The 24,370-nt window shown below is 68.3% G+C and carries 25 protein-coding genes, 2 tRNA genes and 1 riboswitch; of the genes, 14 read left to right on the top strand and 13 right to left on the bottom strand.

Annotation, left to right across the window (positions count from 1 at the left end):
• Window positions 1-102 precede the first annotated feature (102 nt).
• Window positions 103-882 (bottom strand): ABC transporter ATP-binding protein, encoded by a 780-nt coding sequence (locus tag KF889_17570; protein ID MBX3501251.1) that lies wholly within the window; start codon window positions 880-882, stop codon window positions 103-105.
• Window positions 875-980: riboswitch (TPP riboswitch) on the bottom strand. It overlaps the preceding gene by 8 nt.
• Window positions 981-1,077: 97 nt before the next feature.
• Between KF889_17570 and KF889_17565 the strand changes: the two genes are divergently transcribed.
• From KF889_17565 to KF889_17550, 4 genes are all read left to right on the top strand, one after another.
• Complete coding sequence (locus KF889_17565; GenBank protein MBX3501250.1) at window positions 1,078-1,509, top strand: hypothetical protein; 432 nt, start codon at window positions 1,078-1,080, stop codon at window positions 1,507-1,509.
• Window positions 1,478-2,449 (top strand): DUF2891 family protein, encoded by a 972-nt coding sequence (locus KF889_17560; GenBank protein MBX3501249.1) that lies wholly within the window; start codon window positions 1,478-1,480, stop codon window positions 2,447-2,449. Before KF889_17565 ends, KF889_17560 begins: the two co-directional genes overlap by 32 nt.
• Window positions 2,450-2,676: 227 nt before the next feature.
• The gene (locus KF889_17555) at window positions 2,677-3,525 is read left to right on the top strand and encodes an SMP-30/gluconolactonase/LRE family protein (GenBank protein MBX3501248.1); all 849 of its coding nucleotides are present in this window, start codon (window positions 2,677-2,679) and stop codon (window positions 3,523-3,525) included.
• 140 nt (window positions 3,526-3,665) lie between these two features.
• Complete coding sequence (locus KF889_17550; GenBank protein ID MBX3501247.1) at window positions 3,666-5,222, top strand: fused MFS/spermidine synthase; 1,557 nt, start codon at window positions 3,666-3,668, stop codon at window positions 5,220-5,222.
• A gap of 235 nt (window positions 5,223-5,457) precedes the next feature.
• Here the strand turns inward: KF889_17550 and KF889_17545 are convergent, their stop codons facing one another.
• Window positions 5,458-6,972 (bottom strand): DUF1963 domain-containing protein, encoded by a 1,515-nt coding sequence (locus KF889_17545; protein MBX3501246.1) that lies wholly within the window; start codon window positions 6,970-6,972, stop codon window positions 5,458-5,460.
• Window positions 6,973-7,174: 202 nt separating this feature from the next.
• Between KF889_17545 and KF889_17540 the strand changes: the two genes are divergently transcribed.
• Window positions 7,175-8,941: a thiamine pyrophosphate-requiring protein gene (locus KF889_17540; protein MBX3501245.1), complete on the top strand. Its 1,767-nt coding sequence runs from the start codon at window positions 7,175-7,177 to the stop codon at window positions 8,939-8,941.
• 7 nt (window positions 8,942-8,948) lie between these two features.
• Window positions 8,949-9,350, top strand: coding sequence for a GFA family protein (locus KF889_17535; GenBank protein ID MBX3501244.1), 402 nt, complete (start codon window positions 8,949-8,951; stop codon window positions 9,348-9,350).
• Window positions 9,351-9,391: 41 nt separating this feature from the next.
• Here the strand turns inward: KF889_17535 and KF889_17530 are convergent, their stop codons facing one another.
• The gene (locus KF889_17530) at window positions 9,392-9,655 is read right to left on the bottom strand and encodes a hypothetical protein (protein ID MBX3501243.1); all 264 of its coding nucleotides are present in this window, start codon (window positions 9,653-9,655) and stop codon (window positions 9,392-9,394) included.
• Between the two features lie 136 nt (window positions 9,656-9,791).
• On the opposite strand from KF889_17530, the gene KF889_17525 reads away from it, so the two are divergent.
• Window positions 9,792-10,205: a hypothetical protein gene (locus KF889_17525; GenBank protein MBX3501242.1), complete on the top strand. Its 414-nt coding sequence runs from the start codon at window positions 9,792-9,794 to the stop codon at window positions 10,203-10,205.
• A 10-nt stretch (window positions 10,206-10,215) separates the two neighbouring features.
• On the opposite strand, the gene KF889_17520 is transcribed toward KF889_17525, so the two are convergent.
• Together KF889_17520 and KF889_17515 are read right to left on the bottom strand one after the other, a co-directional pair.
• Window positions 10,216-10,836, bottom strand: a complete 621-nt coding sequence (locus tag KF889_17520; GenBank protein ID MBX3501241.1) for a glutathione S-transferase family protein — start codon at window positions 10,834-10,836, stop codon at window positions 10,216-10,218.
• A gap of 189 nt (window positions 10,837-11,025) precedes the next feature.
• Window positions 11,026-11,685 carry a class I SAM-dependent methyltransferase gene (locus tag KF889_17515; GenBank protein MBX3501240.1) on the bottom strand — a complete coding sequence of 220 codons (660 nt, stop codon included), beginning with the start codon at window positions 11,683-11,685 and terminating at the stop codon, window positions 11,026-11,028.
• A gap of 154 nt (window positions 11,686-11,839) precedes the next feature.
• On the opposite strand from KF889_17515, the gene KF889_17510 reads away from it, so the two are divergent.
• The 3 genes from KF889_17510 to KF889_17500 all read left to right on the top strand — a co-directional run bounded on the left by KF889_17510 (window position 11,840) and on the right by KF889_17500 (window position 16,218).
• Window positions 11,840-13,519: a formate--tetrahydrofolate ligase gene (locus tag KF889_17510; GenBank protein MBX3501239.1), complete on the top strand. Its 1,680-nt coding sequence runs from the start codon at window positions 11,840-11,842 to the stop codon at window positions 13,517-13,519.
• Window positions 13,520-13,654: 135 nt separating this feature from the next.
• The gene (locus tag KF889_17505; protein ID MBX3501238.1) at window positions 13,655-15,295 is read left to right on the top strand and encodes an amidohydrolase; all 1,641 of its coding nucleotides are present in this window, start codon (window positions 13,655-13,657) and stop codon (window positions 15,293-15,295) included.
• Window positions 15,292-16,218 (top strand): GTP-binding protein, encoded by a 927-nt coding sequence (locus tag KF889_17500; GenBank protein MBX3501237.1) that lies wholly within the window; start codon window positions 15,292-15,294, stop codon window positions 16,216-16,218. The genes KF889_17505 and KF889_17500 overlap by 4 nt, the downstream gene beginning before the upstream one ends.
• 546 nt (window positions 16,219-16,764) lie before the next feature.
• Here KF889_17500 and KF889_17495 read toward each other — a convergent pair.
• Window positions 16,765-17,163, bottom strand: coding sequence for a DUF2237 domain-containing protein (locus tag KF889_17495; GenBank protein ID MBX3501236.1), 399 nt, complete (start codon window positions 17,161-17,163; stop codon window positions 16,765-16,767).
• 108 nt (window positions 17,164-17,271) lie between these two features.
• On the opposite strand from KF889_17495, the gene KF889_17490 reads away from it, so the two are divergent.
• The 3 genes from KF889_17490 (at window position 17,272) to KF889_17480 (ending at window position 17,769) form a co-directional block, all read left to right on the top strand.
• Window positions 17,272-17,348 (top strand) — tRNA-Pro (locus tag KF889_17490).
• 40 nt (window positions 17,349-17,388) lie between these two features.
• Window positions 17,389-17,691, top strand: a complete 303-nt coding sequence (locus KF889_17485; protein MBX3501235.1) for an ETC complex I subunit — start codon at window positions 17,389-17,391, stop codon at window positions 17,689-17,691.
• Window position 17,692: 1 nt separating this feature from the next.
• Window positions 17,693-17,769: transfer RNA gene (locus KF889_17480), tRNA-Arg, on the top strand.
• Between the two features lie 160 nt (window positions 17,770-17,929).
• Here the strand turns inward: KF889_17480 and KF889_17475 are convergent.
• Genes KF889_17475 through KF889_17465 form a run of 3 tightly spaced genes read right to left on the bottom strand, consistent with a single transcriptional unit; the run spans window position 17,930 to window position 19,271 of the window.
• Window positions 17,930-18,499 (bottom strand): TetR/AcrR family transcriptional regulator, encoded by a 570-nt coding sequence (locus KF889_17475; GenBank protein ID MBX3501234.1) that lies wholly within the window; start codon window positions 18,497-18,499, stop codon window positions 17,930-17,932.
• Between the two features lie 41 nt (window positions 18,500-18,540).
• Window positions 18,541-18,855 carry a TfoX/Sxy family DNA transformation protein gene (locus tag KF889_17470; GenBank protein MBX3501233.1) on the bottom strand — a complete coding sequence of 105 codons (315 nt, stop codon included), beginning with the start codon at window positions 18,853-18,855 and terminating at the stop codon, window positions 18,541-18,543.
• Window positions 18,852-19,271, bottom strand: a complete 420-nt coding sequence (locus tag KF889_17465; GenBank protein ID MBX3501232.1) for a VOC family protein — start codon at window positions 19,269-19,271, stop codon at window positions 18,852-18,854. Before KF889_17465 ends, KF889_17470 begins: the two co-directional genes overlap by 4 nt.
• A 177-nt stretch (window positions 19,272-19,448) precedes the next feature.
• On the opposite strand from KF889_17465, the gene KF889_17460 reads away from it, so the two are divergent.
• Window positions 19,449-19,712, top strand: coding sequence for a hypothetical protein (locus KF889_17460; GenBank protein MBX3501231.1), 264 nt, complete (start codon window positions 19,449-19,451; stop codon window positions 19,710-19,712).
• A 114-nt stretch (window positions 19,713-19,826) separates the two neighbouring features.
• Here KF889_17460 and KF889_17455 read toward each other — a convergent pair whose 3' ends face one another.
• The 4 genes from KF889_17455 to KF889_17440 all read right to left on the bottom strand — a co-directional run bounded on the left by KF889_17455 (window position 19,827) and on the right by KF889_17440 (window position 24,322).
• On the bottom strand, window positions 19,827-20,150 hold the full coding sequence (locus KF889_17455; protein MBX3501230.1) for a hypothetical protein: 324 nt from the start codon (window positions 20,148-20,150) through the stop codon (window positions 19,827-19,829).
• A gap of 69 nt (window positions 20,151-20,219) precedes the next feature.
• On the bottom strand, window positions 20,220-20,492 hold the full coding sequence (locus KF889_17450) for a hypothetical protein (protein MBX3501229.1): 273 nt from the start codon (window positions 20,490-20,492) through the stop codon (window positions 20,220-20,222).
• Between the two features lie 111 nt (window positions 20,493-20,603).
• Window positions 20,604-22,256, bottom strand: a complete 1,653-nt coding sequence (locus KF889_17445) for a hydantoinase B/oxoprolinase family protein (GenBank protein MBX3501228.1) — start codon at window positions 22,254-22,256, stop codon at window positions 20,604-20,606.
• Entirely contained in the window at window positions 22,253-24,322 is a 2,070-nt protein-coding gene (locus KF889_17440; protein ID MBX3501227.1) for a hydantoinase/oxoprolinase family protein, read from the bottom strand. The genes KF889_17445 and KF889_17440 overlap by 4 nt, the downstream gene beginning before the upstream one ends.
• Between the last annotated feature and the right edge of the window lie 48 nt (window positions 24,323-24,370).

The raw sequence follows: 24,370 nt of genomic DNA, 5'->3' as shown, positions 1-24,370 counted from the left end.
AGGGGGATGTCGAAGACGAACGGAGGTATCCGGCATTGATATCCCCCTTCCGCCCTTCGGGCACCTTCCCCCTCCGGGGGAAGGGATGGGCGCGTTCCCCCCTCATGCCGGCACCGCGAAGGCGTGCGCGTCGGCGAGGCGGCGCATGAGGTCGGCCTGGATGGCGAGCGTGCCGGCTGATGCGGCGTCGCGCGGCGGATCGCCGGCGGGCTCCAGCGGTGTGCCCAGCATCGCCGGCGCGCCGGCCATGACGTGGATGCGATGGCCCAGCCGCGCCGCCTCGAGCGGGTCGTGCGTCACCAGCAGCACGGTGCGGCCCGCCAGCATGCGCGCGGCGAGGTCCTGCAGCGACAGGCGCGTGATCGCGTCAAGCTGGCCGAAGGGCTCGTCCATCAGCACCACCGGCCGCTCCTCGACCAGGGTGCGCGCAAGCGCCACGCGCTGGCGCATGCCGCCCGACAGCGTCGCCGGCAGGTCGTTGTGGCGGCCCTCCAGCCCGGTCTGCGCCAGCAGCGCGAGCGCGCGCGCGCGGGCCGCTTCGAGGGCAGCCGCATCGCCGCGCAGGCGATAGCCGATCAGGATGTTGCCGAGCGCGTCGAGCCACGGCATCAGCAGGTCGGTCTGCGCCATCCAGGCGACGCGGCCGGCGAGCGGCATGCCATCGTCCGCGGCGATGCGCGTGGGCGGCTCCGGCGGCAGCAGGCCGGCGATCAGGCGCAACAGCGAGGTCTTGCCGACGCCGCTGGGCCCCAGCAGGCAGGTGGTGCGGCCGGCCGGCAGGTCGAGCGACAGGTCGTCGAACAGCCTTCGCCCGGCGAAGGCGAAGCGCGCGCGTTCGATATGGATCGAAGGTGCCGCCACCTGCGGCACGGACACAGACATCGTTCACCCGTCCCTACGCCGGTACGAACCGGATCAGGTTCCAGGGGTCGTCCCTTGATGGGACCTCTCAGCCGCGAACGGCTCCCCCCGGTGATTCGAAAACGATGACACTATGGTGACGCGGCGAGGGGCGGGCAAGGGCGCAGTGCGGCGCGCCCGGATTTGCTACAGTCCGGGCGATCGGGGGGGAGCATCGTGCGGTATCTGCTGGCAATCCTGGCCCTGGCCGCGTGCATCGCACCGGCGCAGGCGCAACTGCTCAACGAGCGCGAGTCGCAGGCCGAGCGCATCGGCGGCCGCTGGCTCGGGCGCTACTACTATTCGGGCCAGCAGGCCAACAAACCGCCGGTCGAGTTCGAGATGACGATCGAGGTGCCGGTCGCGGGCAAGGTCGGCGGCCGCATCAGCGAGCCCAGCACCTTCGGCACGGCCGGCGTGCCGTTCCTCTACGCCAATGTGAGCGGCGACATCTCAGGCAACATGCTGCGCTTCATCAAGACCTATGACGGCACGGGCGGGCAGTCGCACAGCGTGTCCTACAGCGGCGTCTTCAACGAGACCTGGACGACGTTGGTCGGGACCTGGAGGCTTGGCGATGCGACGGGCCGTTTCGATCTGCGTCGCTAGCGCGCTGCTGGCGCTGAAGGTCGCGGCACAGGACCCGACCGAGGCGATCCGCGCCGATCGGGTGCGCATCGCCGGGCTGCTCGCGGGCCAGGCGGCCTATTGCGTGGCGCGCCGCGACACCGACCACGCCGCCTTCCACGGCTGTGTCGACTGGCACTCGGCGACGCACGGTGTGTGGGCGCTCGTCGCCTATACGCGCTTCACCGGCGATAGGCGGCACGAGCCGCTGATCCGCGACAAGCTGCAGCGCGCCAGGCTCGAGGAGGAGGCGAAGCTGCTCGTCCGCCAGCCCTCGTTCGAGATGCCCTATGGCCGCGCCTGGTACCTGCGGCTGGCCATCGAGCACGAGGAGCTCTATGGCGACGGCACGACCCTGGCGCTCGGCGACCTCGCCGCCGCCAGCCTGCTGGCGCATTACCGGCAATGGCTGCCCGATCCGCGTCTGGCCGACTACGACAGCGCGTCGTGGGCGCTCTCCCATCTGCTCGACTACGCGCGCTTGCGCAAGAACGCCGACCTCGAGGCGGCGGTGAGCGGGATGGTCGGACGTCATTTCCAGACCGCCGATGCGCGCTGCACCGATGACGGGCGCGGCTTCATGTCGATCTGCCTGAACTGGGCGCGGCTGGTGTCCAGGGTCGCGCCGCGCGACGCCTACCGCGCGTGGCTGGCCTCGTTCATGCCGCCGGAGCGGGTGCCGGCGCCCGTGAGCCCGCGCACCGCGCATGCCTATGGCATGAACTTCAGCCGCGCCTGGTCGCTGTGGGACATGGCCGCGGCGTCGGGCGAGCCGGCCTATCGCGCCGCCTATGCGCGTCATTTCACGGCCGGCTTCGAGCCGCACTCGAACTGGAACGGCGACTATATGCGCGTCGGCCACTGGGTTGCGCAGTTCGGCATGTTCGCGTTACGACCGCTGCTGGTCGAAGACAGGAAGTGATGATGCGAGCGGACCTCTTTCCTTCTCCCCGCGAAGGCGGGGAGAAGGTGCCGAGCGTCAGCGAGGCGGATGAGGGGCTTTCTCGCGCGACACCCGACACTGCAGTTGTGGAGACTCCGCGAAGCCCCTCATCCGCCCTGCGGGCACCTTCTCCCCGCCTGCGCGGGGAGAAGGCAATACTGACGGCGCTGCTCCTGGCCGGCGCCACGTCGGCGCAGGCGCAAGGCGTGCGCATCATCAATCCGCATTCCTTCTATCCCGAGGGGCCGCACTGGGCCGACGGCACGCTGTACTACGCCGAGATGACGCAGGATCGCGTCATGACCTGGGATGGCACCACCAACCGCCCGTTCTGGCACGCCACCGGCTGCGGGCCGACGGCCGTCGTCAAGACGGAGCGCGGCACGTTCTACGTCTTCTGCCACCTCGGCCAGCGCGCCCACGAGGTCAGCGCCATGGGCCGCACGATGCGCACCATCGAGGCGGATGCGGCCGGCGAGCCGATCGGCAATCCCAACGAGGCGGTGCTCGACGGCGAGGGCGGCGTCTACTTCACCTCGTCGGGTCCATTCGGGCCGGGCGCGCCGGCGCTGGGCCGCCTGTTCCACATCGCGCGCGACGGCACCTTCCGCAAGGTCGCCGACCGCATCCACTACGCCAACGGCCTGGCGATGACACCGGACCGCAGGAGCGTGGTGGTAAGCGCCCATCTGGAGCGCAAGCTGTGGCGCTTTCCCGTGGTGGCGCCCGGCAGGCTGGGCGAGCGCGAGCTGTTCCTCGACCTCGACGCGGCGCTGGGCCCCTCGCCGTCGAAGCCGGCGTGGTATGTCGGGCCCGACGGGCTGCTGTTCGATCCGGCGGGCAACCTCTATGTCTGCGAGTACGGCGCCGGCCGGGTGCTGATCTTCGACAGGGACCACCGGCTGCGGAAGGTCATTCCCTTGCCGCAATCGCCGTTCGTCAATGCCGCCAGCTTCGGCCACACGGCCGACGTGCTCTATGTCGCCGCCGCCGACACCAACTCGGTCGGTCAGCTGCCGGGCAAGGTCTACGAGATCACGCGGCCGCTGGAGTAGGGTAACGTCAAAGTGTGCGACGATCCTGTTGTGACTGCGTTAGAGCGATCGACCTACACTGTCATCCCGAGCGCAGCGAGGGATCTTTGCACGTCGGCAAGATCCCTCGCTGCGCTCGGGATGACGGAAAGAAGAGGCCTATGAACGAACTCAGCACGATCCGGCGCGTGGTTGTCTATCTCGGCGTCCTGGTGTCGGGGACCGTGACGATGGCGCTTGAGATGACCATCGGCCGCACGCTCACGCCCTATCTCGGCGGCACCATCTACACGTGGGGCGCGCTGATCTCGGTGTTCCTGATCGGCATGACCCTGGGCTACTTCGCCGGCGGACGCTACGCCGACCGCGCCGGCACGGTGCATTTCGTCGGCGCGCTGTTCATCACCGCGGCCGGCCTGATCCTGCTGGTGCCGACCTTCAGCGAGGGCGTGATCAACACCATCCTCGACCATGTCGAGGACATGCGCGCCGCGGCCCTGCTGGCCTGCCTGGCCTTCGCCTTCCTGCCGGCGATCGCGCTGGCTGCCGTCTCGCCGCTCAGCCTGCGCCTGGTGCTGCGCGAGGCCGGGCAGTCCGGCACCGAGTCGGGGCGCATCTCGGGTCTGGCGACCCTGGGAAGCATCGCCGGCACGCTGGGCACCAGCTTCTTCCTGATCCCGTCGATGGGCACCCAGATGATCTATTTCGGGCTCTGCATCGTGGCCGTCGCGATGGCGGTGGTGGTGATGGGCGTGGTGTTCTTCGATCGCCCGGCGCGCGCCGCCGGACGCGCGCTGGTGCTGGCGCTGGTCGGCTCGACCCTGCTGCTGGCGTTCAATCCGCCGTCGCCGGCCACGGCGCAGCCGATGCGCGTGCTCAAGGAAGGCCTGATCGAGCGCGCCGAGTCCGAGTACAACACGATCTTCATCGAGAAGAGCGGCGACCAGCTCTACATGGCCTTCGGCTATCGCCGCAACCGCTACATCGAATCGGTGCTCGACCTGAAGGATCCCGACGCGCTGCCGGTGGTCTACACGCGCTACATGGGCGCCGCGATGATGTATCCGCCGCAGGGCGTGAAGAACGTGGCGCTGGTCGGGCTGGGCGGCGGGCGCACGATCTCCTACCTGGTGAAGTCGATGCCCGACATGTACGCCGAGGTGGCCGAGCTCGACGGCGAGGTGATCCGCCTGGCGCGCAAGTACTTCCGCATCGAGGAGGGCGAGCGGTTCAAGGTCTTTGAGCGCGACGGCCGGGTCTTCCTGGCGCAGAGCAAGTCGGAGTTCGACGTCGTGCTGGTCGACGCCTATCGCGGCCCCTTCGTGCCCTTCCACCTGACGACGGTGGAGTTCTACCAGACCATCAAGCGCCGCCTGCGGCCGGGCGGCGTGGTGGCGCAGAACGTCGAGCCGACGACGCTGTTCTTCGACAGCGCCTACGTCACGATGAAGGCGGTCTTCGCCCATGTCGACGCCTACCAGGCCGACGGCAACGTGGTGCTGATCGGCTACGACGGGCCGGCACTCGGCAAGGAGCAGCTCACCGAGCGCGCCAAGGCGCTGCAGTCCAAGTACAAGTTCCGCTACGACATGAACACGCTGCTCGAGAAGCGCCAGACCACGGTCGAGGTCAGCAAGGGCCAGGTGCTGACCGACGACTTTGCGCCGGTCGAGATGCTCAAGACCATCGGCCGCCACAACCAGCGCAAGCCGGAATAGTCTGTGGGGCCGCCGGCGTCGATCGATGACGCCGCGCGGTTGGTCTACGCCGTCGACGATCGCACAGACGGCCTGCTGGCGATCTGTGGCGTCAGCGACGACTCCGGCACGCGGCATTTGATCGAGACTCGACCGAGGCCATGCGCCTCCACGGCCGTGGTCGTACCCTGATCGATGGTCGCGAGACGCTGTTCGTTGGTTGACTGCGCTGCGACTTTCACCGGCTCGGCAATCGTCAGTGGGTCTCGATCTCCAGCCATGCCTTCGAGAAGGCACCGACCTTCATGTCCTTCACGTCGATATAGACATAGTAGGCGCCGACGTCGGCCCACCACCAATTCATGGCGCCGTCGGATGCGATCTGGAACAACAGCAGTTGTCTGGTTGGACCGACAGGGGCGTGTGACTGAATTCCGTCCTGATATCCGCCCATGCGGTGTGGTTGATTGTTGACGAGGCAGCGCCAATAGGGTTCGAACATCGATAGGACGGAAGGCGGAATCAGCTTTCTGAGGCGGGCGTCGACATAGTAGTCGGCAATGAGCTGGAAAATTCCCGTCGAGAAGCCAAAGCCTGTGTCGTCGTACGCCGCGGCATAGGCCTCGACCAAGGTGACGTAGCCGTAGTCGTTACCCTTTCTGATCTTGTCAGTGGTCCAGAAACTGAAGGTGTCACGTCGGAGGCGGTCCTTGAGCGCTTGCCATACCGCACCGGGCATTGGGGTGTCGAGATCATGGGCCAGAACGGAGCTACGCTCGTGAGCGACGCGCTCGCGGGCTGATTCTTGCCAAGCAAGAAAGCGCCAGCGGTTCTCCCGGAGATGCTCGATAATTGCGTCTGGCGTGGGATTGCGCTCAAGGAATTCGGCCAACGCGGCGCGTCGCGCTTTGATGTCCTCTGCCGCGACGAGCAGGCTGTTGCGGTGCTCGCGCGCGTCGCCGCCCGGCGGTTCAGGGCCTTCGAGCAACGCGCGATGCGCATCGAACCACTCGGCAAACCTTTCATCGAACTCAAGCAGGATGGTACCGATATAGCCTGGGCGGCGCAGCCGGGAGAGAATGCTATCGGTCAGGTTCGGCCGGCGAGGGTGCTTGCCGAGGCGGCTTTCCAGGGTGTTCAAGACATAGAGCGCGCCTCGCCAAGTGAAGGGCTCCGGTTCACGCGGCGCTCCGTGGGCGATGATCTGCCCTTTGTGCAGGAACATCTCGAGTTCCGAGGGGGCAGACATCATTCGGTCGAGGCCGTCGGACTCATCGTTGGCTACAACAACAAGGTCCACTGGCCAGCGCCGCCAGGTCGATGGGATGTCCGCCGGCGAACGATAGTAGTCGTAGTCGGTCGAAGAGTGCTGACCGTCGTCCATAGGACCAAGATCATCCGGCGCGGCACGCTCGGGTCCGAGCGTTCGGATGTGCATCACGCGCAGGGCATCGGGTCCAAGCGGCTCGAAGTGATTCGGATCGATGAATAGCAGCAGCCATCCGTGACGCGGCCCCAGCCCGCCCCAGAGCTCTGCCGGCAGGTCGGCGCAGGCGATCTGGGCCATGAAATGCAAGGGGCGTTCGCCCCTCTCCGGATACTCGGTCGAGATCGACCGTGGCCACGCGACATGCGCGGGCATCATCGGCAGGCCGCCGAGCCACGATCGTGGCGCTTCGGAGCGGGGCGGAACCTGTCGCCTCAGGACAACAGAGACGCTCTCGGTTACGCGCGGCTGTTCGTCAGACGGCGTCTCTTCGGATGAGGCCATGTCGAGCTGAATACCGAGAACACCATGGAATATCTACCAACCTAAGCGTGTACGCCCGGCCGTAACCCGCAGCGCCGGGCGCTCCATCGGGTCGGTGTCGTAGACCTCGACCTCTTTGCGCCATGGCGCAGGCGATCCAGGGAACCGCGCGGGCGTCATGTGGTTCACCCGGGAGGGACTCCAGCACCGGGAGCGCACAGCCATGGCACGCACGGTCGGCGACTTCGTTCTCTCGCGTCTGCAGGAATGGGGCGTGCGGCGCCTCTTCGGCTACCCCGGGGACGGCATCAACGGCATCATCGCGGCGCTGGGCCGTGATGAGCACATCGAGTTCGTGCAATCGCGCCACGAGGAGGAATCGGCGTTCATGGCGTCCGGCCATGCGCGCTTCACCGGCGAGGTCGGCGTCTGCCTCGCCACCTCGGGGCCCGGCGCGATCCACCTGCTCAACGGCCTGTACGACGCCAAGATGGACCGCCAGCCGGTGGTGGCGATCGTCGGCCAGACGGTCCGGGCGGCGCTGGGCGGCTCCTACCAGCAGGAGGTCGACCTGCCGGCGCTGTTCAAGGACGTCGCCGGCGAGTTCGTCCAGATGTGCAGCACGCCGGCGCAGGCGCGTCACCTGATCGACCGCGCCATGCGCACCGCCAAGGCGCTGCGCTGCGTCACCGTGGTGATCTTCCCCAACGACGTGCAGGAGGCCGACGCGGTCGAGACGCCCGAGCACGCGCACGGCACGGTGCATACCGGCATCGACTTCACCCGGCCGCAGGTCGTGCCCGCTGATGCCGATCTCGACCGCGCCGCCGCCATTCTCAACGAGGCCAGGCGCGTGGCCATCCTCGTCGGCGCGGGTGCCGCCAATGCCGAGCAGGAGGTGCTGGAGATTGCCGCGAAGCTCGACGCCGGCATCGCCAAGGCGCTGCTGGGCAAGATGGTGCTGCCCGACAGCCTCGCCTTCGTCACCGGCCAGATCGGGCTGCTCGGCACCAAGGCGTCGTACAAGCTGATGAGCGAGTGCGATGCGCTGCTGATGATCGGCTCGTCCTTCCCGTACAGCGAATACCTGCCCAAGGAGGGCAAGGCCAAGGCGGTGCAGATCGACCTCGATCCGCGCATGCTCAGCCTGCGCTATCCCATGGATGTGGCGCTGGTCGGCGACGCGGCGCTGACGTTGCGCGCGCTGCTGCCGCGTATCGACGCGCGCGGCGCCGATGGCTGGCGTGGCACGGTCGAGAGCAACGTGCGGGAGGAGCTGGAGGAGCTCGACGCGCGCGCCCATCTGCCCGCCGATCCGGTGAATCCCGAGCTGCTGTACTGGGAGCTGTCGAGCCGCGCGCCATCCGACGCGCTGTTCGCCGTCGACACCGGCATGTCGACCACCTTCTTCGCCCGCGCCGTCAAGGCGAGGACGGGCATGAAGATGGCGGTGTCGGGCAGCCTGGCCACCATGGGACCGGCGATCTCCTACGCCATCGCCGCGAAATTCGCCTTTCCCGAGCGGCCGGCCTTCGCGCTGGTCGGCGACGGGGCGATGCAGATGCTGGGCATGAACGGGCTGATCACCGTCAGCAAGTACTGGCGGCAATGGCGCGATCCGCGCTTCGTCGTGATCGTGCTCAACAACCGCGACCTCAACATGGTGACCTGGGAGCTGCGCGGCATGGGCGGCTCACCCAAGGTGTCCGAGACGCAGGACATACCCGATGTCGACTATGCGCGCTTCGCCGAGCTGGTGGGCTTTCGCGGCCTGACCATCGAGACGCCCGACGACGTCGTACCGGCGCTCGAGGCGGCGCTGAGGGAGGCCAGGCCGGTGCTGATCGACTTCCATGCCGATCCCAACGTCGTGGCGCTGCCGCCGCACGTGCCCTTCGAGCAGACCAAGAACTTCTTCGCCGCCCTGGTCAGGGGCGATCCCGACCGCCCGGCGATCCTGCGGCAGCTCTATCGCCAGATGACGGCGTGAGCGCGCGATGAGCGGCCGGTGCCAGTGCGGCCACATCGCCTTCGAGGTCGAGGGCGTCGCGCGCGACGTGCATTACTGCCATTGCGGCATGTGCCGGCGGGCCGTGGGCAACGCCTTCGCCACCCTGGCGTGGTTCCACGCGTCGCAGATCCGCTGGCGCGCCGCCGAGCCCGCCAGCTACCGTTCCTCGCCGATCGCGCGCCGCGGCTTCTGCGATCGCTGCGGCAGCCCGGTCTATCTCGCCTATGACCGCAGCCGGCAGATCGCGCTGATGGTGGGGCTGTTCGATCGCCCGCAGTCGCTGGTTCCCACGCACCACTACGGTGTGCAGGGGCGGCTGCCCTGGGTCGATATCGGCGCGCAGCTGCCGGCGCACCCGACCGCGGCCAATCCGCGACCGCGCGACTGAGGCGGCGCATCGGCGCCGGAACGGAACTCGGGTAGTGGCCGTCAGCCCCGTCTTCGCGCGCGCTCGGCGGCGCGCAGCGCGTGGCCTTCGCGACGTGCGATGGTGGCGGCGATCGCGGCGCGATCCTGGATGAAGCGGCGCTGCAGCAGCGCGCTGTTGGCCAGCAGGCGCTCGGCCTGCTCGGTGGGCTTGCCAAGCCGGCGCAGGGTGGCCAGCACGCGCTTCTGCATCTCGATGGCACGTTCGCCGCGCGCGATCTGGCGATCGATCGCCTTCAGCTGCTCGGGTCCGAAATCGCCTCTCATGCGCCTGCAACGCACCGTCCGTGGCGCCGTTGCGTTGACCGGGGGGCTGCGCGCCCCGATCCGACTTCGCAACCCGGTAGGGGCAACCCGGTAGGGCAAGGGACGTTCAGTGCTCTGTGCGCCTGCAGGGGACCCCATGTTCCAGACCCGGATGCTGCATGTCTTCCGCACCGGCGGCGATCCCGGCAGCCGGCTCGCCGTTGTGATCGGTGCCACCGGCGGCTTGGCGCTCGAGCAGGCAGGCCGACTGGCCGATGCCGGCTTCGACCTGGTGATCGCCGGGCCGACATCCGACATCTTCCTTGCCGGCTCGACCCTGACGCGCAACGCCAACCGGGTGACGGCGCTCACCTTCGAGTCGGCGTCGATCGACGATGCCGAGAGGCTCCTCGATGTCGTCGGCGATCGCGCCGTCGAGATGCTGCTGATCCACGGCGACGGCGACGCCTCGGGCACGCGCCACCTGATCGAGACGATGACGGAGACCATGCGGCTGAGCGGCCGCGGCCGGATCCTGGTCGACGGCAGCGAGACCTTCTGCGTCGTCTGATTGCCGCCGGCTACGCCGCCTTCGCCAGCTCGGCGTCCTTCTCGAAGACGCGCTTCAACGCCGGCCGCTCCATCAGGCGCCGGCCGTACTCCTCGAATTCCCTGCGCGGCGGGATCTGCTTGATCATCGTGCCCCATTGGATGTTGGAGCCGATGATCACGTCGGCGGCGGTGAAGGTCTCGCCGAGAATCCACGGACCCTCGGAGACCGCCTCGGCGACCACGTCCATCGTCGTCTCGAAGCTGCCGTAGCCCAGCTGGCCCGGTTCGACCCCGGTGCGCTTGGTCATGCGATCGATGATCGCCGGCTCCATGCAGCTGGGGCCGAAGAACATCCAGCGCAGATAGGGGCCGCGGCGCGGATCGCCGAGAGCGGGTGCGAGATGCGCCTTGGGATAGGCGTCGGCGAGATAGGCGCAGATCGCCGCCGCCTCGGTGATCACCACGCCCTTGTGGGTGATCGCCGGCACCTTGCCCATGGGATTGACCGCGAGATAGCGCGGCGCCTTGTGCTCGTTCTTCTTCAGGTTCAGCACATGCATGTCGAAGGGCTGGCCGAGCTCCTCCAGCATCCACTGCACGATGATCGAGCGCGACTGGGGCGCATGGTAGAAGACGATGTCGTTGGCCATCGGATCCTCCCGTTGCCGCATGGGTTGGCCTTCCGCTCCCTCTCCCCGCGTGCGGGGAGAGGGTTGGGGTGAGGGGCTGCCTGGAGTGGCGCACCACCATCGTGCGCAACCTCAATCGACCCCTCACCCCGACCCTCTCCCCGCAAGCGGGGAGAGGGAGTGACTGCCATCGCTCGGGAGATAGGTACCTCAGCGCTTGAGCGCCAGTGTGATTCCGTCGCCCAGCGGCACCAGCGCCAGGTCGATGCGCGGATCGCCGTGCAGCCTGGCGTTCAGGGCCTGCAGAGCGCGCGTGTCCTCGGAACTGCTCTCGCCCTCGGCGACGCGGCCGTTCCACAGCACGTTGTCGAACATCATCAGCCCGCCGGTGCGCAGCAGCTCCAGGCAGCGCTCGTAGTAGCCGTCGTAATTGGGCTTGTCGGCGTCGATGAAGGCCATGTCGAAGGCGCCGGCCCCGCCATCGCGCAGCAGGGCATCGAGCGTGTCGATCGCCGGGCCGATGCGCAGGTCGATCTTGTGCTCGATCCCGGCCTCGCGCCAGTAGCGCCGGCCGATCGCGGTCCATTCCTCGCTGACGTCGCAGGCGATCAGCCTGCCGTCCGCCGGCAGCGCCTCGGCGACGCAGAGCGCCGAATAGCCGGTGAACACGCCGATCTCCAGCGCGCGCCTGGCGCCGATGGCGCGCGTCATCAGCGCCATGAACTGCCCCTGGTCGGCGGCGACCTGCATGAGGCCCCAGGGCAGCCGCATGGTCTCCTCGCGCAGGCGCTTCTTCAGCTCGCTGTCGCGCAGCCAGTTGGCGGTGGCGTAGTCGTCGAGCGCGCCGGTGAGCAGGGTACGTTTGGCCATACGCGGACTCTCTTGTCTTCGGGCCGCGCCGCTCCAGCGGCGCTCTTGCAACGGATGAACGAAACGCGCCGCTGGAGCGGCGCGGCCCAAAGAACATGACAGGGCGCCGCCTGTGCCGCTAGCATCCGCGCGCCTGCAAGGACCGGGGGAGCACATGGCCGAGACGCTGACCGACATCGAGATCGCCCGCCGGGCTTCGCCGCGGCCGATCCGCGAGGTCGCCGCGAAGCTCGGCATTCCCGAGACCGCGCTGGAGCCCTATGGCCGCACCAAGGCCAAAATCGACCTCGCCGCCATGCCCGACCTCGCCGCGCGCAAGCCCGGCAAGCTGATCCTGGTCACCGCGATCAACCCGACGGCGGCGGGCGAGGGCAAGACGACCACGACCATCGGCCTGGGCGATGCGCTCAACCGCATCGGCAGGAAGACGGCCATCGCCCTGCGCGAGCCGTCGCTGGGTCCGTGCTTCGGCCAGAAGGGCGGCGCCACCGGCGGCGGCTATGCCCAGGTGGTGCCGATGGCCGAGATCAACCTGCATTTCACCGGCGACTTCCACGCCGTCACCACGGCGCACAACCTGCTCGCCGCGATGCTCGACAACCACATCTACTGGGGCAACGCGCTGGGCATCGACTCGCGCCGCGTCTACTGGCCGCGCGTCATGGACATGAACGACCGCGCGCTGCGCGACATGGTGATCAGCCTGGGCGGCGTCGCCAACGGCTTCCCGCGCCAGAGCCGCTTCGACATCACCACGGCCTCGGAGGTGATGGCGATCCTGTGCATGGCGCGCGACCTGTCGGACCTCGAGGCGCGGCTCTCGCACATCGTCGTGGCCGAGACGCGCGAGGGCAGGCCGGTCACCGCCGCCGACCTCAAGGCGGCGCCGGCGATGGCGGCGATCCTCAAGGAGGCGGTGAAGCCCAACCTGGTGCAGACGCTGGAGGGCAATCCGGTGCTGGTGCATGGCGGGCCCTTCGCCAACATCGCGCATGGCTGCAACTCGGCGATCGCCACGACGGCGGCGCTGCGCCTGGCCGACTACACCGTCACCGAGGCCGGCTTCGGCGCCGACCTGGGCGCCGAGAAGTTCCTCGACATCAAGTGCCGCGCCGCCGGGCTGAGCCCCGACCTCGCCGTCGTCGTCGCCACCGTGCGGGCGCTCAAGCTGCACGGCGGTGCCGACGCCAGGGCGCTGGGCAGCGAGGATGTCGGCGCCGTCGGGCGCGGCATCGCCAATCTGCTGCGCCATGTCGAGAACCTGGCCAAGTTCGGCCTGCCGGTGCTGGTGGCGATCAACCGTTTCACCTCGGATACGCCGGCCGAGCTGGCGCTGGTCGAGAGCGCCTGCGCGAAGGCCGGCGCGCGCGCGATCCTGTGCGAGCACTGGGCGCATGGCGGCGCCGGCGCCGAGGCGCTGGCGCGCGAGGCGGTGGCGGTGATCGAGGCCGGCCGCGCCCGCTTCAAGCCGCTCTACGAAGACGGCGTGTCGATCCTGTCGAAGATCGAGACCATCGCCATGGAGATCTACCGCGCCGGCTCGATCGTGCCGACCGAAGCCGTGCGCCGGCGCGCCAAGGCGCTGGAGGATGCCGGCTACGGCAAGCTGCCGGTGTGCATCGCCAAGACGCAGTACAGCTTCTCGGCCGATCCGGCGCTGAAGGGCGCGCCCGCGGGCCACGCGCTGCCGATCCGCGAGCTGCGCCTGAGCGCCGGCGCCGGCTTCGTCGTCGCCATGGCCGGCGAGATCATGAGCATGCCCGGCCTGCCGCGCGTGCCGGCGGCGGAGAAGATCCACCTGCTCGCCGACGGCGAGATCGACGGCATATTTTGAGTCCTTCCCCCGGAGGGGGAAGGTGCCCGAAGGGCGGAAGGGGGATGTCGAAGACGGACATCGGTTTCGTTGAGGCATCCCCCATCCGGCGCTGCGCGCCACCTTCCCCCTCCGGGGGAAGGTAGAGGAGAGTCAATGTCCATCACCACCATCTACCGCGCGCGCCGCATCCTGACCATGAACCCGGCCAATCCCGAGGCCACGCACGTCGCGGTGCGCGACGGGCGCATCCTCGGGGCCGGGCCGCTCGAGGATCTGGCGGGCTGGGGCGAGCACACGCTCGATGAGCGCTTCGCCGACAAGGTGCTGATGCCGGGCTTCGTCGAGGGGCACAGTCACGCGTATGAGGGTGGTGTCTGGGCGTATCCCTATGTCGGGTATTTCGATCGCCTCGCGCCCGACGGCACGCGGCACAGGGGGCTGAAGAACATCGAGGAGGTCACGGCGCGGCTGGGCGAGATCGAGAAGACGCTGCCCAAGGACGGCAAGCCGCTGATGGCCTGGGGCTTCGATCCGATCTATTTCGGCGGACGGCGCATGGAGCTCGACGACCTCGACAAGGTCACCACCGAGCGGCCGGTGCTGGTGATCCACTCCAACTTCCATGTGCTCAACGTCAATTCGCCGGTGCTGCGGCTGGCCAATATCGACCGGCGCAGCAACGTGCACGGCGTGGTCAAGGATTGGGGCGGCGAGCCCACCGGCGAGCTGCAGGAGATGACCGCGAAGTACATGGCCTACCGCGCCAGCGGCATCAACATCGCCGCCGTGCTGTCGGACGAGGAAGCGGTCTGGCGCTTCGCGCGTGTGGCGCAGCTGTCAGGCGTGACCACCGCGACCGACCTGCACAACGAGCTGCCCGACAGCACGGTCGAGGGCTACCTGCGCGCCTCGGCCAGCGCCGAGTTTCCCATCCGCCTGCTGCCGGCGTTTGGCGCCGCCTCGGTGCCGCCGGAGCAGGGCGTGGCGCGCATCAAGGGGCTGATGGCGCGCAACAACGAGAGGCTGCGCTTCGGCCTGATCAAGATCGTCACCGACGGCTCGATCCAGGGCCTGTCGGCGCGCATGCTGTGGCCGGGCTATTACGACGGCACGCCCAACGGCGTGTGGAACATCGGGCCGCAGGATATCGAGCGCATCCTCGGCGCCTATCATCGCGCCGGCTTCCAGGTGCACATCCACACCAATGGCGACGAGGCCTCGGAGGTGGCGCTCAACGCCATCGAGAGCGTCACGACGCAGATGCCCAGACCCGATCACCGCCACGTGCTGCAGCATTGCCAGATGGCGCCGGCGGCGCAGTTCCGCCGCATGAAGGCGCTGGGCGTCGGCGTCAACCTGTTCGCCAACCACATCTACTACTGGGGCGACATCCACTACGCCAAGACGTTGGGACCGGAGCGCGCCGAGCGCATGGATGCCTGCGCCACCGCGCTGTCGAGCGGCGTGCCCTTCGCCATCCATTGCGACGCGCCGGTGACGCCGATCGGGCCGCTGTTCACCGCCTGGTGCGCGGTCAACCGGCTCACCGCGTCGGGCCGCGTGCTGGGCGCGCGCGAGCGCATCGCGGTGACCGACGCGCTGCGCGCCGTCACCCTGGGCGCGGCGTGGACGCTGCGGCTCGACGAGGAGATCGGCAGCATCGAGACCGGCAAGCGCGCCGACTTCGCGGTGCTGAACGACGATCCGCTGTCCGTGCCGCCGGAGGCGCTGAAGGACGTCGGCGTCTGGGGCACGGTGCTGGGCGGCAAGGTCTTCGAGGCGCCGCGCCAGTGAGCGATGGCCGCCTGCCGGTCAGCGTGATCGGCGGCTTCCTCGGGTCGGGCAAGACGACCCTGCTCAACCGCCTGCTGTGCGAGCGCACGGGGCGGCGCTTTGCCGTTCTGGTCAACGATTTCGGCGAGATCGACATCGATTCGCGTCTGATCGTGCGGCACGACGGGCGCACCATCACGCTGGCCAATGGCTGCCTGTGCTGCTCGATCGGTGATTCCCTCATCACCGCCCTCATCGAGATCGCCCAGCGCCGCGCCGAATTCGACCACATGGCGATCGAGACCAGCGGCATCGCCGACCCGGCGCGCGTCGCCGACGTCATCCGCATCGAGCCCGGTTTCGCGCTCGACGGCGTCATCGTGCTGGCCGACGCCGCGGCGATCCGCGACCACCTCGCCGACCGCTATGTCGCCGACAGCGCCCGCCGCCAGCTCGAGGGCGCCGACCTGATCGTGCTCAACAAGCTCGACCTGGTCGACGATCCCGCGCCGGTGCGCGCGCTCCTGCCGCCGGGCCGTCCCGTCCTGCCGGCCTGCCATGCCGACGTGCCGCTCGACCTGCTGTTCGGCCTGGCGCCGCAGGGCTCGCCCGCGCCGCCCTCGCACGACATCGCGCTGCGTCGCTGGCACTTCACATCGCGCACCCCGCTCGACCGCGCCGCTCTCGAAGGCGCGCTGGCCGCCCTGCCGGCCTCGGTCATCCGCGTCAAAGGCATCGTCGACCTCGCCGAACCGCGGCAGACCATCGTGCAGCGCGTCGGCCGGCGGCTCAGCCTCGAGCCCGGCGCGCCGTGGGGACTGGTCTTCCGCCGCAGCGACATCGTCATGCTCGGCACCCCCGACATGCCGCCGGACACGGACCTCGCAGCCGTGCTCGACGCGTGCCGCACGCGTCACGGACAGGACCCAGCGAAGGAAAGCTGAGCTTTCGCGCGGCCGGGGCAAGGCGAAGGGAAGGGGAAGGGAGGTTCCGACTTCGTCGGCCGCGCTGGCGCGCGGCGCTTTGGATGCTTGAAGAGAATCAGGAGGGCCTGTTCATCGGGGTGGCCGAGGGCAAATGGGGGCCGCGACGGGCCCGCCATCGGCTCTGTTCATCGGGTCCCGTCAGGCCTCGTTGCAGCAATCATCGTGGCCAGCGAGAAAATCGGCGCCGGGGTTGGGCTGTCGGCGCACCGCTCCCGTGCGGGAACGGCCTGGGCATGGTTGTAGCGCCCAAACCGTCGGCGCCCACGATGAGCGGCGCGCGACGGCGTATCCTGAGACTTCACGGATCGTGATCCGGACTCGTCGGCCCCGCGAACGGCGTCACTGACGCTGGCGGTCCCCGGCTCGGCGTCCGTGCGCCCTCTCGATCAGGGCCACGGCGGCGGTTGTCGTCGGCCGGTATATGCACGCCTCCCGTGGCGCCATCCCACCCGTGCTGACGAGACGGTAGTAATTTTCTATTTTCGCGAAGGATTGTCAACCGCGCTAGTTGGGTTGCCAAGCGTAGCGGCGCAGGGCGGCAAGGGTGACGACCTGCAGGGTGGCGGCGTGCGTCGCCTCCAGCACCACATAGGGCGCGTGGCCGGCATCGAGCGCCTCCTTCCAGCGCGCCGCGCACAGGCACCAGCGATCGCCCGGCTTCAGCCCGGGGAAGCCGTAGTCGGGCAGCGGCGTGGACAGATCGTTGCCGGCGGCGCGGGAGAAGGTGAGGAACTCCGCGGTCATGATCGCGCACACGGTATGGAGGCCGCGATCCTCCTCGCCGGTGTTGCAGCAGGCGTCGCGGTAGAAGCCGGTCAGCGGCTCGGTGGAGCAGGGCCTGAGCGGCCCGCCCAGCACGTTGATCGCGGGCCGGCGGCCGGGTTCCTGGGCCTGGTCGAACATGGCGGGCCTCGATGGCTCACGGGGGTGAAACCAACTTATCCCTTCCGGGGTTGCGCCGTCGCTGATAAAACCCCCGCGCATCAAGGGTTTCCGGAGTGTCCGGGGCATCGGGGCGTAGCTCAGCCTGGTAGAGCGCTTGCCTTGGGCGCAAGAGGCCGTCGGTTCGAATCCGGCCGCCCCGACCACTGCCCCGGACCTGGAAGACGCGGCGAGGGATTGGGGTCGATGCTGGTCAGGATCTTCAGGCCGACGAAGACGGCGATGCAGTCCGGTGTCGGCAACACCCGGGAGTGGGTGATCGAGAGCGAGCCCACCCGCAAGGAGATCGACCCGCTGATGGGCTGGACCAGCTCGCGCGATACCATGGCCCAGGTGCGGCTGTACTTCGCCAGCAGGGAAGAGGCGATCGCGCACGCCGAGAAGCAGGGCTGGCAGTACACCGTCGACGAGCCCAAGGTGCGCGCCGTCCGGCCCAAGGCCTACGCCGACAATTTCGCCTACACCCGCGTCGGCCGCTGGACCCATTGAGGCGCCCGTAGCTCAGGGGATGAGAGCAACCGCCTTCTAAGCGGTAGGTCGCTGGTTCGAATCCAGCCGGGCGCGCCAAATACCGCCGAATCTGCGATTTCCAGCGAGTCGCTACGCCGGGCCTCGTCAAAGAAAATCGTTGTCGCAAGAGGGGCGGTGTTCGGTGACATTCAGCGTTCGCATCCGTGGGTGCTCTTCTACAAGCAGCACTGCGACGGCAAACCAGCGCCGGTATCGGTCAACCAGCTGCTGTCTGATGCAGGTTCTCGAGAACCCGGCGAAGTGTCGCGACCGCAATGCTCCGTGTCCGCTTCGGATTCCGCGATTCGGCGATTGAGAGCGCCGTCTCGTTGAGTGCACCGCTGATAAAGGTCGTCAACGCGCCGGCGTCGATGCGCACGATTTCTCCAGCGCGCATCGCCGCCTCGAGGCCGGTCCGCAACGATCGGCCGCCAATCTCATTGTCGATCGCCCGCCATACGGTCCAGCCCAAGACGCTCGGCGCGTCCGTCAGTACGATCCGCGCTACACCCTCCTTCAGAACGATTTCAAGAAAGGCTTCGCACCCCTTCAGAATTCCTTCGAAGTAAGTTGGCGAACCCTTCGCGATCTGGTCGACGTGCGCGACTATCTCCCGTTGGACGTCCTCGACCACCGCTCGGAATAACCCCCGCTTGTCACCGTAGTGGTGGTAGATCGAACCCTTGGTTACCGATGCCGCAGCGGCGATCGTGTCTAACGAGGCCTGCTCGTATCCGTATTTGGCAAACATCTCGCGCGCGGCGCCCAGCAAAGCGGCTTGCGTCAATTCCGACCATTCCGCGTTTGTCTTTGAGCGTGCCGTGGATTTCACTTCGGATGAGCCCGGGTGCGCTCGGATCGCGGTCTCCTGGCTGTCTGCTCGTCCGCCGCGATACGCAGTTGCCGTTTGTCCTCGGAAGTCAGGGCAGACCAGTGGATTCCTCGCAGAGCACCCTCCAGCGAGTACAGATAGTAGCACCGCGGAAGGCGCTTGCCGGCGCGTTCACAGAGAAGGCGGTAGGCATTGGCCGGGCCGATGCGCGCAAGCTGGCGGATGGAAACAATCCCGCTTTCGCGAAGCCGTGACACGATCTTGATGCCAAGGTTGGGCAGTCCCGCGAAAGGTTCCGACTTCACGTTCACGGCGGCGTCCCAGCATACGAGTTTGCGTATTCGGCGGTCGGCTCGATCATCATTACGACGTCGACGAGGAATCCGGCGGGATCTACTGCAAAGAAGTGACGTTGCCCCCATGGTTCATCGCGCGGACCACCCAGCAGCTTCACGTTGGATTTGCAGAGTGCTTCGAACGCTTTGCCGACGTCATCGACTTGCATCGTTACGATGGCGGCACCATTCGGTTGCTGTTGAGGGAAAGGAATACTTGCATGGCCTGCCGCGACCAATCCGAGTTGGAGCAAAGGCAGCTGAGGATGCGCCAAATGTACATACCAATCGGCGACGAAGACGGCTTGCAGGCCGAAGTGATCCTCATAGAAAGATCGCGACGCCGACAACTGGCCTGTGGCCAAAACCTGGAAGATTCCCGTAAGTCGCATCTATGTTTCACACTTTAAGTATGTAACATAGGTCAAGGCCCTACGCTCGCCCTCCCGTCCGCGGAGCCTAAGCCGCCATCACAGGCATCGTAGCGGGGCCTCGCAAGCCATCGTGTTTTCGGCGCGAATCTCGTTGAATATGCTCCAGAATCATAGGGTCGCGGCGGACACGCAATTATCGGTTTCATCCACGCTGGGGCGCTGACGACTGTGAACGCTCCCTACGGAGCGGGCCTTTCCGCGCGCCAGCTTGCGGCGAAGATTGGCGATCTCTCCAGTGCGGCCACCTGCGACGCCGCCGTCTTCGCGTTCTTCTCGGAAGTCAGCCCTGCGACGCACGCCGCCTTCATCGAGGAAATGGGTGTGGACAAGGTCTCGGCCCGCGATGTCGCGTGCCGTTTCGCGCTGATTGCGGACATCCATCTCCCAATCGCCGCGTGAGCAACTGACGGTGCGCCGAGCAGACCAGTGGCGGCTGCTGTTCGGCGTAGCGATCGACATCATCGCCAAGGCAACGCGAACGAGGATCGCACACCAAGGTTCGGGCAGTCGCTGTCAGCCGCGCCGTGCGAACTGCTCGACGTTGTTGACCAGGATGACGTCGCGGCCGAGCCAGCGAATGCTCCAGTGGATGCGCGCGGGCCCGATCGTCCACTGGTAGGTCATGGTCAACACCCCGCCGGTGGACGTCGCGTTCCACGTGCAGGTGCCCGCGACATTGACGGTGCCGCTTGCCGAGCATGCGCCGTTTGGCTGGACCAGGATGAAGTCGCCGCTGTTCATGCCCTGCCAGAGGCCGATCGGCGCCGGCGAGCCCTGCGCAAGAGCAGACGTCGCCACTGTTAGTTGCGCGATCAAGAATCCGACCAGCATCCGCATGGCCTTCTCCCCCCGATCCATTTTGGCTATCAAGTCATACGTCCCGGGCGGTGTCCACCGCGCGCGGTGCTATCGGCCATCCCGCTGCGCCTGATACGCCTCCGTCACGGTGATCGAATGCGGCCTGTCGCCGCCGCTTGTCCTGATCCAGCCGAGATCGGCGGCGACACTCACGACCCGGTCGATCACATCGCGATCTTCCACGCCGAGGCGGTCGGCCACGGCCTGAATGCTGGTACCCTGCGTCGGGGAGTCTCCGGTGACCTCGCAGGCCGCTGCCATGAAGGCGCGCACCAGGTGGTCGGCTTCGTCGAAATGCGCTTGGGTGCGGCGGCGCGGCATTTCGATCAAACGCGATGGGAGAGGCGAAGTTGTCCCCGAAACACTCCGCTTTATCCACCGGCGCGGTGGAACCTTGGGCGGATGAAAGCGTTTCGGGCCGCCGCGGCTGTCTTACCCGGAACGGCCATAGGCCGTGCGCGCCGTCTCCGGCGTGATCACGCCCTGGTCGAGATCGCGCGCGATGGCGTCCGGCGCGCGTCGGTCGGGCTGGCCGAAGCCGCCGGCGCCCGGCGTGACGACGGCGAACCACTGGCCGGCCTTGAGCACCGCGCTGTCGCGCTCGAAGGTGACGCCGGGGCCGGCCTCGATGCCGCCATGCGCGCCCGGGCCGCCGCCGAACAGGCCCCAGCTGCGGGAGCGCTGGCGCGAGACGTCGACGCGCACGCGGCAATCCTCGTCGGCGCGGTAGACGCGGCGCAGCCCCATGCCGCCGCGGTACTGGCCGACGCCGCCCGAATCGGCGACCAGCTCGTAGCGCAGCAGGGTCAGGGGATACTCGATCTCCAGCGCCTCGACCGGCAGGTTGGAGGTGTTGGTGGTGTGCACATGCACGCCGTCGAGGCCGTCCTTCTGCGCGCGCGCGCCGCTGCCGCCGCCCATGGTCTCGAGATAGACCCAGAGCGAGCCGCCGTCCTTGCGCTGGCCGATGAAGTAGGCCACCGAGCAGGCTGAGTTCGAGCAGGCCGTCACGCGCTCGGGCACGGCCTGCGCCAGGGCGCCGAGGATGAGGTCGGCGACGCGCTGGCAGGTCTGCACGCGGCCGTTCACGGCGGCGGGATGGGTGCAGTTGAGGATGCTGCCCTCGCGCGCGGCGACGCTCAGCGGTCGTGCCAGCCCGGCGTTGGGCGGGATGCTGGGATCGAGCACCGACTTCACGATGTAGTAGGTGGTCGCCAGCAGCGCCGTGTACGTCATGTTGATGCCGGCGCGCACCTGGTCGGGCGCGTCGAAGGAGAGGCTCATGCTGTCGCCCTCGACCGTCACCTCGACCGACAGCGGCAGGGTCGAGGCGACTTCCTCGTTGTCGAACACGTCCTCGAAGCGCCACGTGCCGTCCGGCATGGCGGCGATGCCGGCGCGCATCTTGCGCTCGGCGTAGTCCATCAGCGCCTCGCCGGCGCCCAGCACCGTGGCGACGCCGTAGCGCGCGCACAGCGCCTGGAAGCGCTGCACGCCCACGCGATTGGCCGCCATCTGCGCACGCAGATCGGAGAGGCGCTCGCGCGGCACCTGGCAGTTGAGCAGGATCAGGTCGAGCACGTCGCGCTGCAGCTCGCCGGCGCGGTAGAGGCGCACCGGCGGGATGCGCAGCCCCTCCTGGTAGATATGGGCGTGGCCGCGGTCGGCGAAGTCGGCGTGGTGCGCCAGGTTCACCGTCCAGGCGACGATGCGGCCGTCGATGAAGATCGGCTCGGCCAGGACGATGTCGGGCAGGTGCGTGCCGCCGCCCTCGTAGGCGTCGTTGCCGATGAAGGCGTCGCCCGGCCGCATGTCCTCGACGCGGAAGCGCTTCATGATGTGCGGCACCAGCCCGATGAAGCTGCCGAGATGGATCGGGATGTGCTCGGCCTGGCAGAGTGTCTCGCCCGCGGCGTTGAACAGCGCCGTCGAGCAGTCGCGGCGCTCCTTGATGTTGGTGGAGTAGGAGGCGCGGATCAGCGCCTCGCCGGTCTCCTCGACGATCGAGCCCATGGCGGCGCCGATGACCTCGATCGTGATCGGATCGAGGTTGGACGCGGCGGCGACCTGTGGCGCCTGGCTCATGGGGCCTCCAGGATCAGGTTGAGGTAGGCATCGACGCGCGCCGTCATGCCGGGCGGCACGAGGGTGGTGGCGTCCATCTGCTCGATGATGGCGGGGCCGGTGAAGCGGTTGCCGGGCTCGAGCGCGTCGCGCGCGTAGATCGGCGTGGTCACGAAGTCGCGGGCCTCGGGCAGCCACACCGGCCGTTGACCAATGATGGCGCCCGATGCGTCGGGACCGGACTCGGGATGAGCGCGCAGATCGGCCTTGCGCACCAGGCCGGTCGCCTCGAGTCGCAGGGTGACGATCTGCACCGTCTCGTCCTCGGCCACGAAGCCGTAGCGCTGGCGATGCGTCTCGGCGAAGTCCCGGGCCAGTGCCGCGAGGGTCGCGGCGGTGACCGGGCCCTCGGGCAGCGGCACGGCGAGTTCGTAGTTCTGGCCGTGATAGCGCATATCGGCGGTGCGCTTCAGCCGCCGTTCCTGCGCGGGGATGCCCTCATGCGCGAACCATTGCTCGGCCCGCGCGCGCAGCCCCTCGAAGGCGCCGGCCACGTCCGCGGTCGAGCTCTCGGTCGCCGGCATCAGTCGTGTGGCGGCGAAGTCGGCGCGCAGGTCGGTGAGCAGCAGGCCCATGGCGCAGAGGATGCCCGGATTGCGCGGCACCAGCACGCGCTTCATGTCGAGCTCCCGGGCCAGCCGCGCGGCGTGCAGCGGACCGGCGCCGCCGAAGGCCATCAGGGTGTAGTCGCGCGGATCGTGGCCGCGCTGGATCGAGATGACGCGGATGGCGCGCGCCATGTTGGCGGTGACGACCGAGAGCACGCCCTGCGCCGTTTCCATCAGGCCGAGACCGAGCCTGTCGGCCAGCCGGCCGATGGCGGCCCGGGCGAGATCCTGGCGGATCTTCATGCGCCCGCCCAGGAGATGCTCGGGGTTCAGCGTCTGCAGGACGACGTTGGCGTCGGTCGTGGCCGGTTCCGAATTGCCGCGGTCGTAGCAGACCGGGCCCGGATCGGCGCCGCAGGAGCGCGGCCCCACCTTCAGCAGGCCGCCGGCGTCGATATGGGCGATCGAGCCGCCGCCGGCGCCCACGGTGTGGATGTCGAGCATCGGTGCCTTGATCGGATAGCCGTGCACGCTGGCTTCGCTGGCGAGCTTGCAGTGCCCGCCCTGCAGCAGCGCCACGTCGGTCGAGGTGCCGCCCATGTCGAAGGTGATGACATCCGCGAAGCCGGCGAGCGCGCCGATCGCCTGTGCGCCGACCACGCCGGTCGAGGGGCCAGAGAGCACCGCGCGCACCGGCATGTCGGCCGCCGTGGCGAAGCCGATGACGCCGCCGTTGGACTGGGTCAGGTGCGGCGTCGCCGTCATGCCGAGCGACTGCAGCCGCGGCGTCAGGCGCTCGATGTAGCTCCTCATGACGGGACCGAGATAGGCGTTCAGCACCACCGTCGAGAGCCGCTCGAACTCGCGGAACTCCGGCGCAATCTCGTGGCCCGCCGAGATGAAGACCTCGGGCATCTGCTCGCGCAGGATCTCGACCGCACGCTTCTCGTGTTCGGGCCGGATGAAGCCGTAGAGGAAGGAGACGGCGATGGCCTTCACGCCGGCGGCCGCCAGCGCCCGGGCGGCTTCGCGCATCCGGGCCTCGTCGAGCGGCGTGTCGACCTCGCCGGTGTGGCGCACGCGCTCGGGCACTTCCTGCCGCAGGTCGCGCGGCACCAGGACGGGCGGCTTGTCGGCCTGCATGTCGTAGAGGTCGGGCCGCTTCTGGCGGCCGATCTCCAGGAGGTCGCGGAAGCCGTCGGTGGTGACCAGGCCGGTCTTCACGCCGCGATGCTGGATCAGCGCGTTGGTCGCCACCGTCGTGCCATGGCCGAAATACCCGACCGGCGCGCCCGGCCTGTCGCCGGCTTCGGGCGCCACGCGGCGCATGGCTTCTTCCACGCCCTGGGCGATGCCGCGCGAGGGATCATCCGGCGTCGACGGAACCTTCCAGACCTCGACGCGGCCCCGTTCCTCGTCGAACAGGCAGACATCGGTGAAGGTTCCACCCGAATCCACGCCGACACGCCATCGCGACATCCAGGACCTCCTTGAAGGTTCGGCGATGAATTCAGTGTCGCTTCCATG

This window comes from Alphaproteobacteria bacterium (assembly GCA_019635875.1).
Lineage (GTDB): Bacteria > Pseudomonadota > Alphaproteobacteria > Reyranellales > Reyranellaceae > JAFAZJ01.
This window is presented reverse-complemented; position numbering and strand designations above follow the sequence as displayed.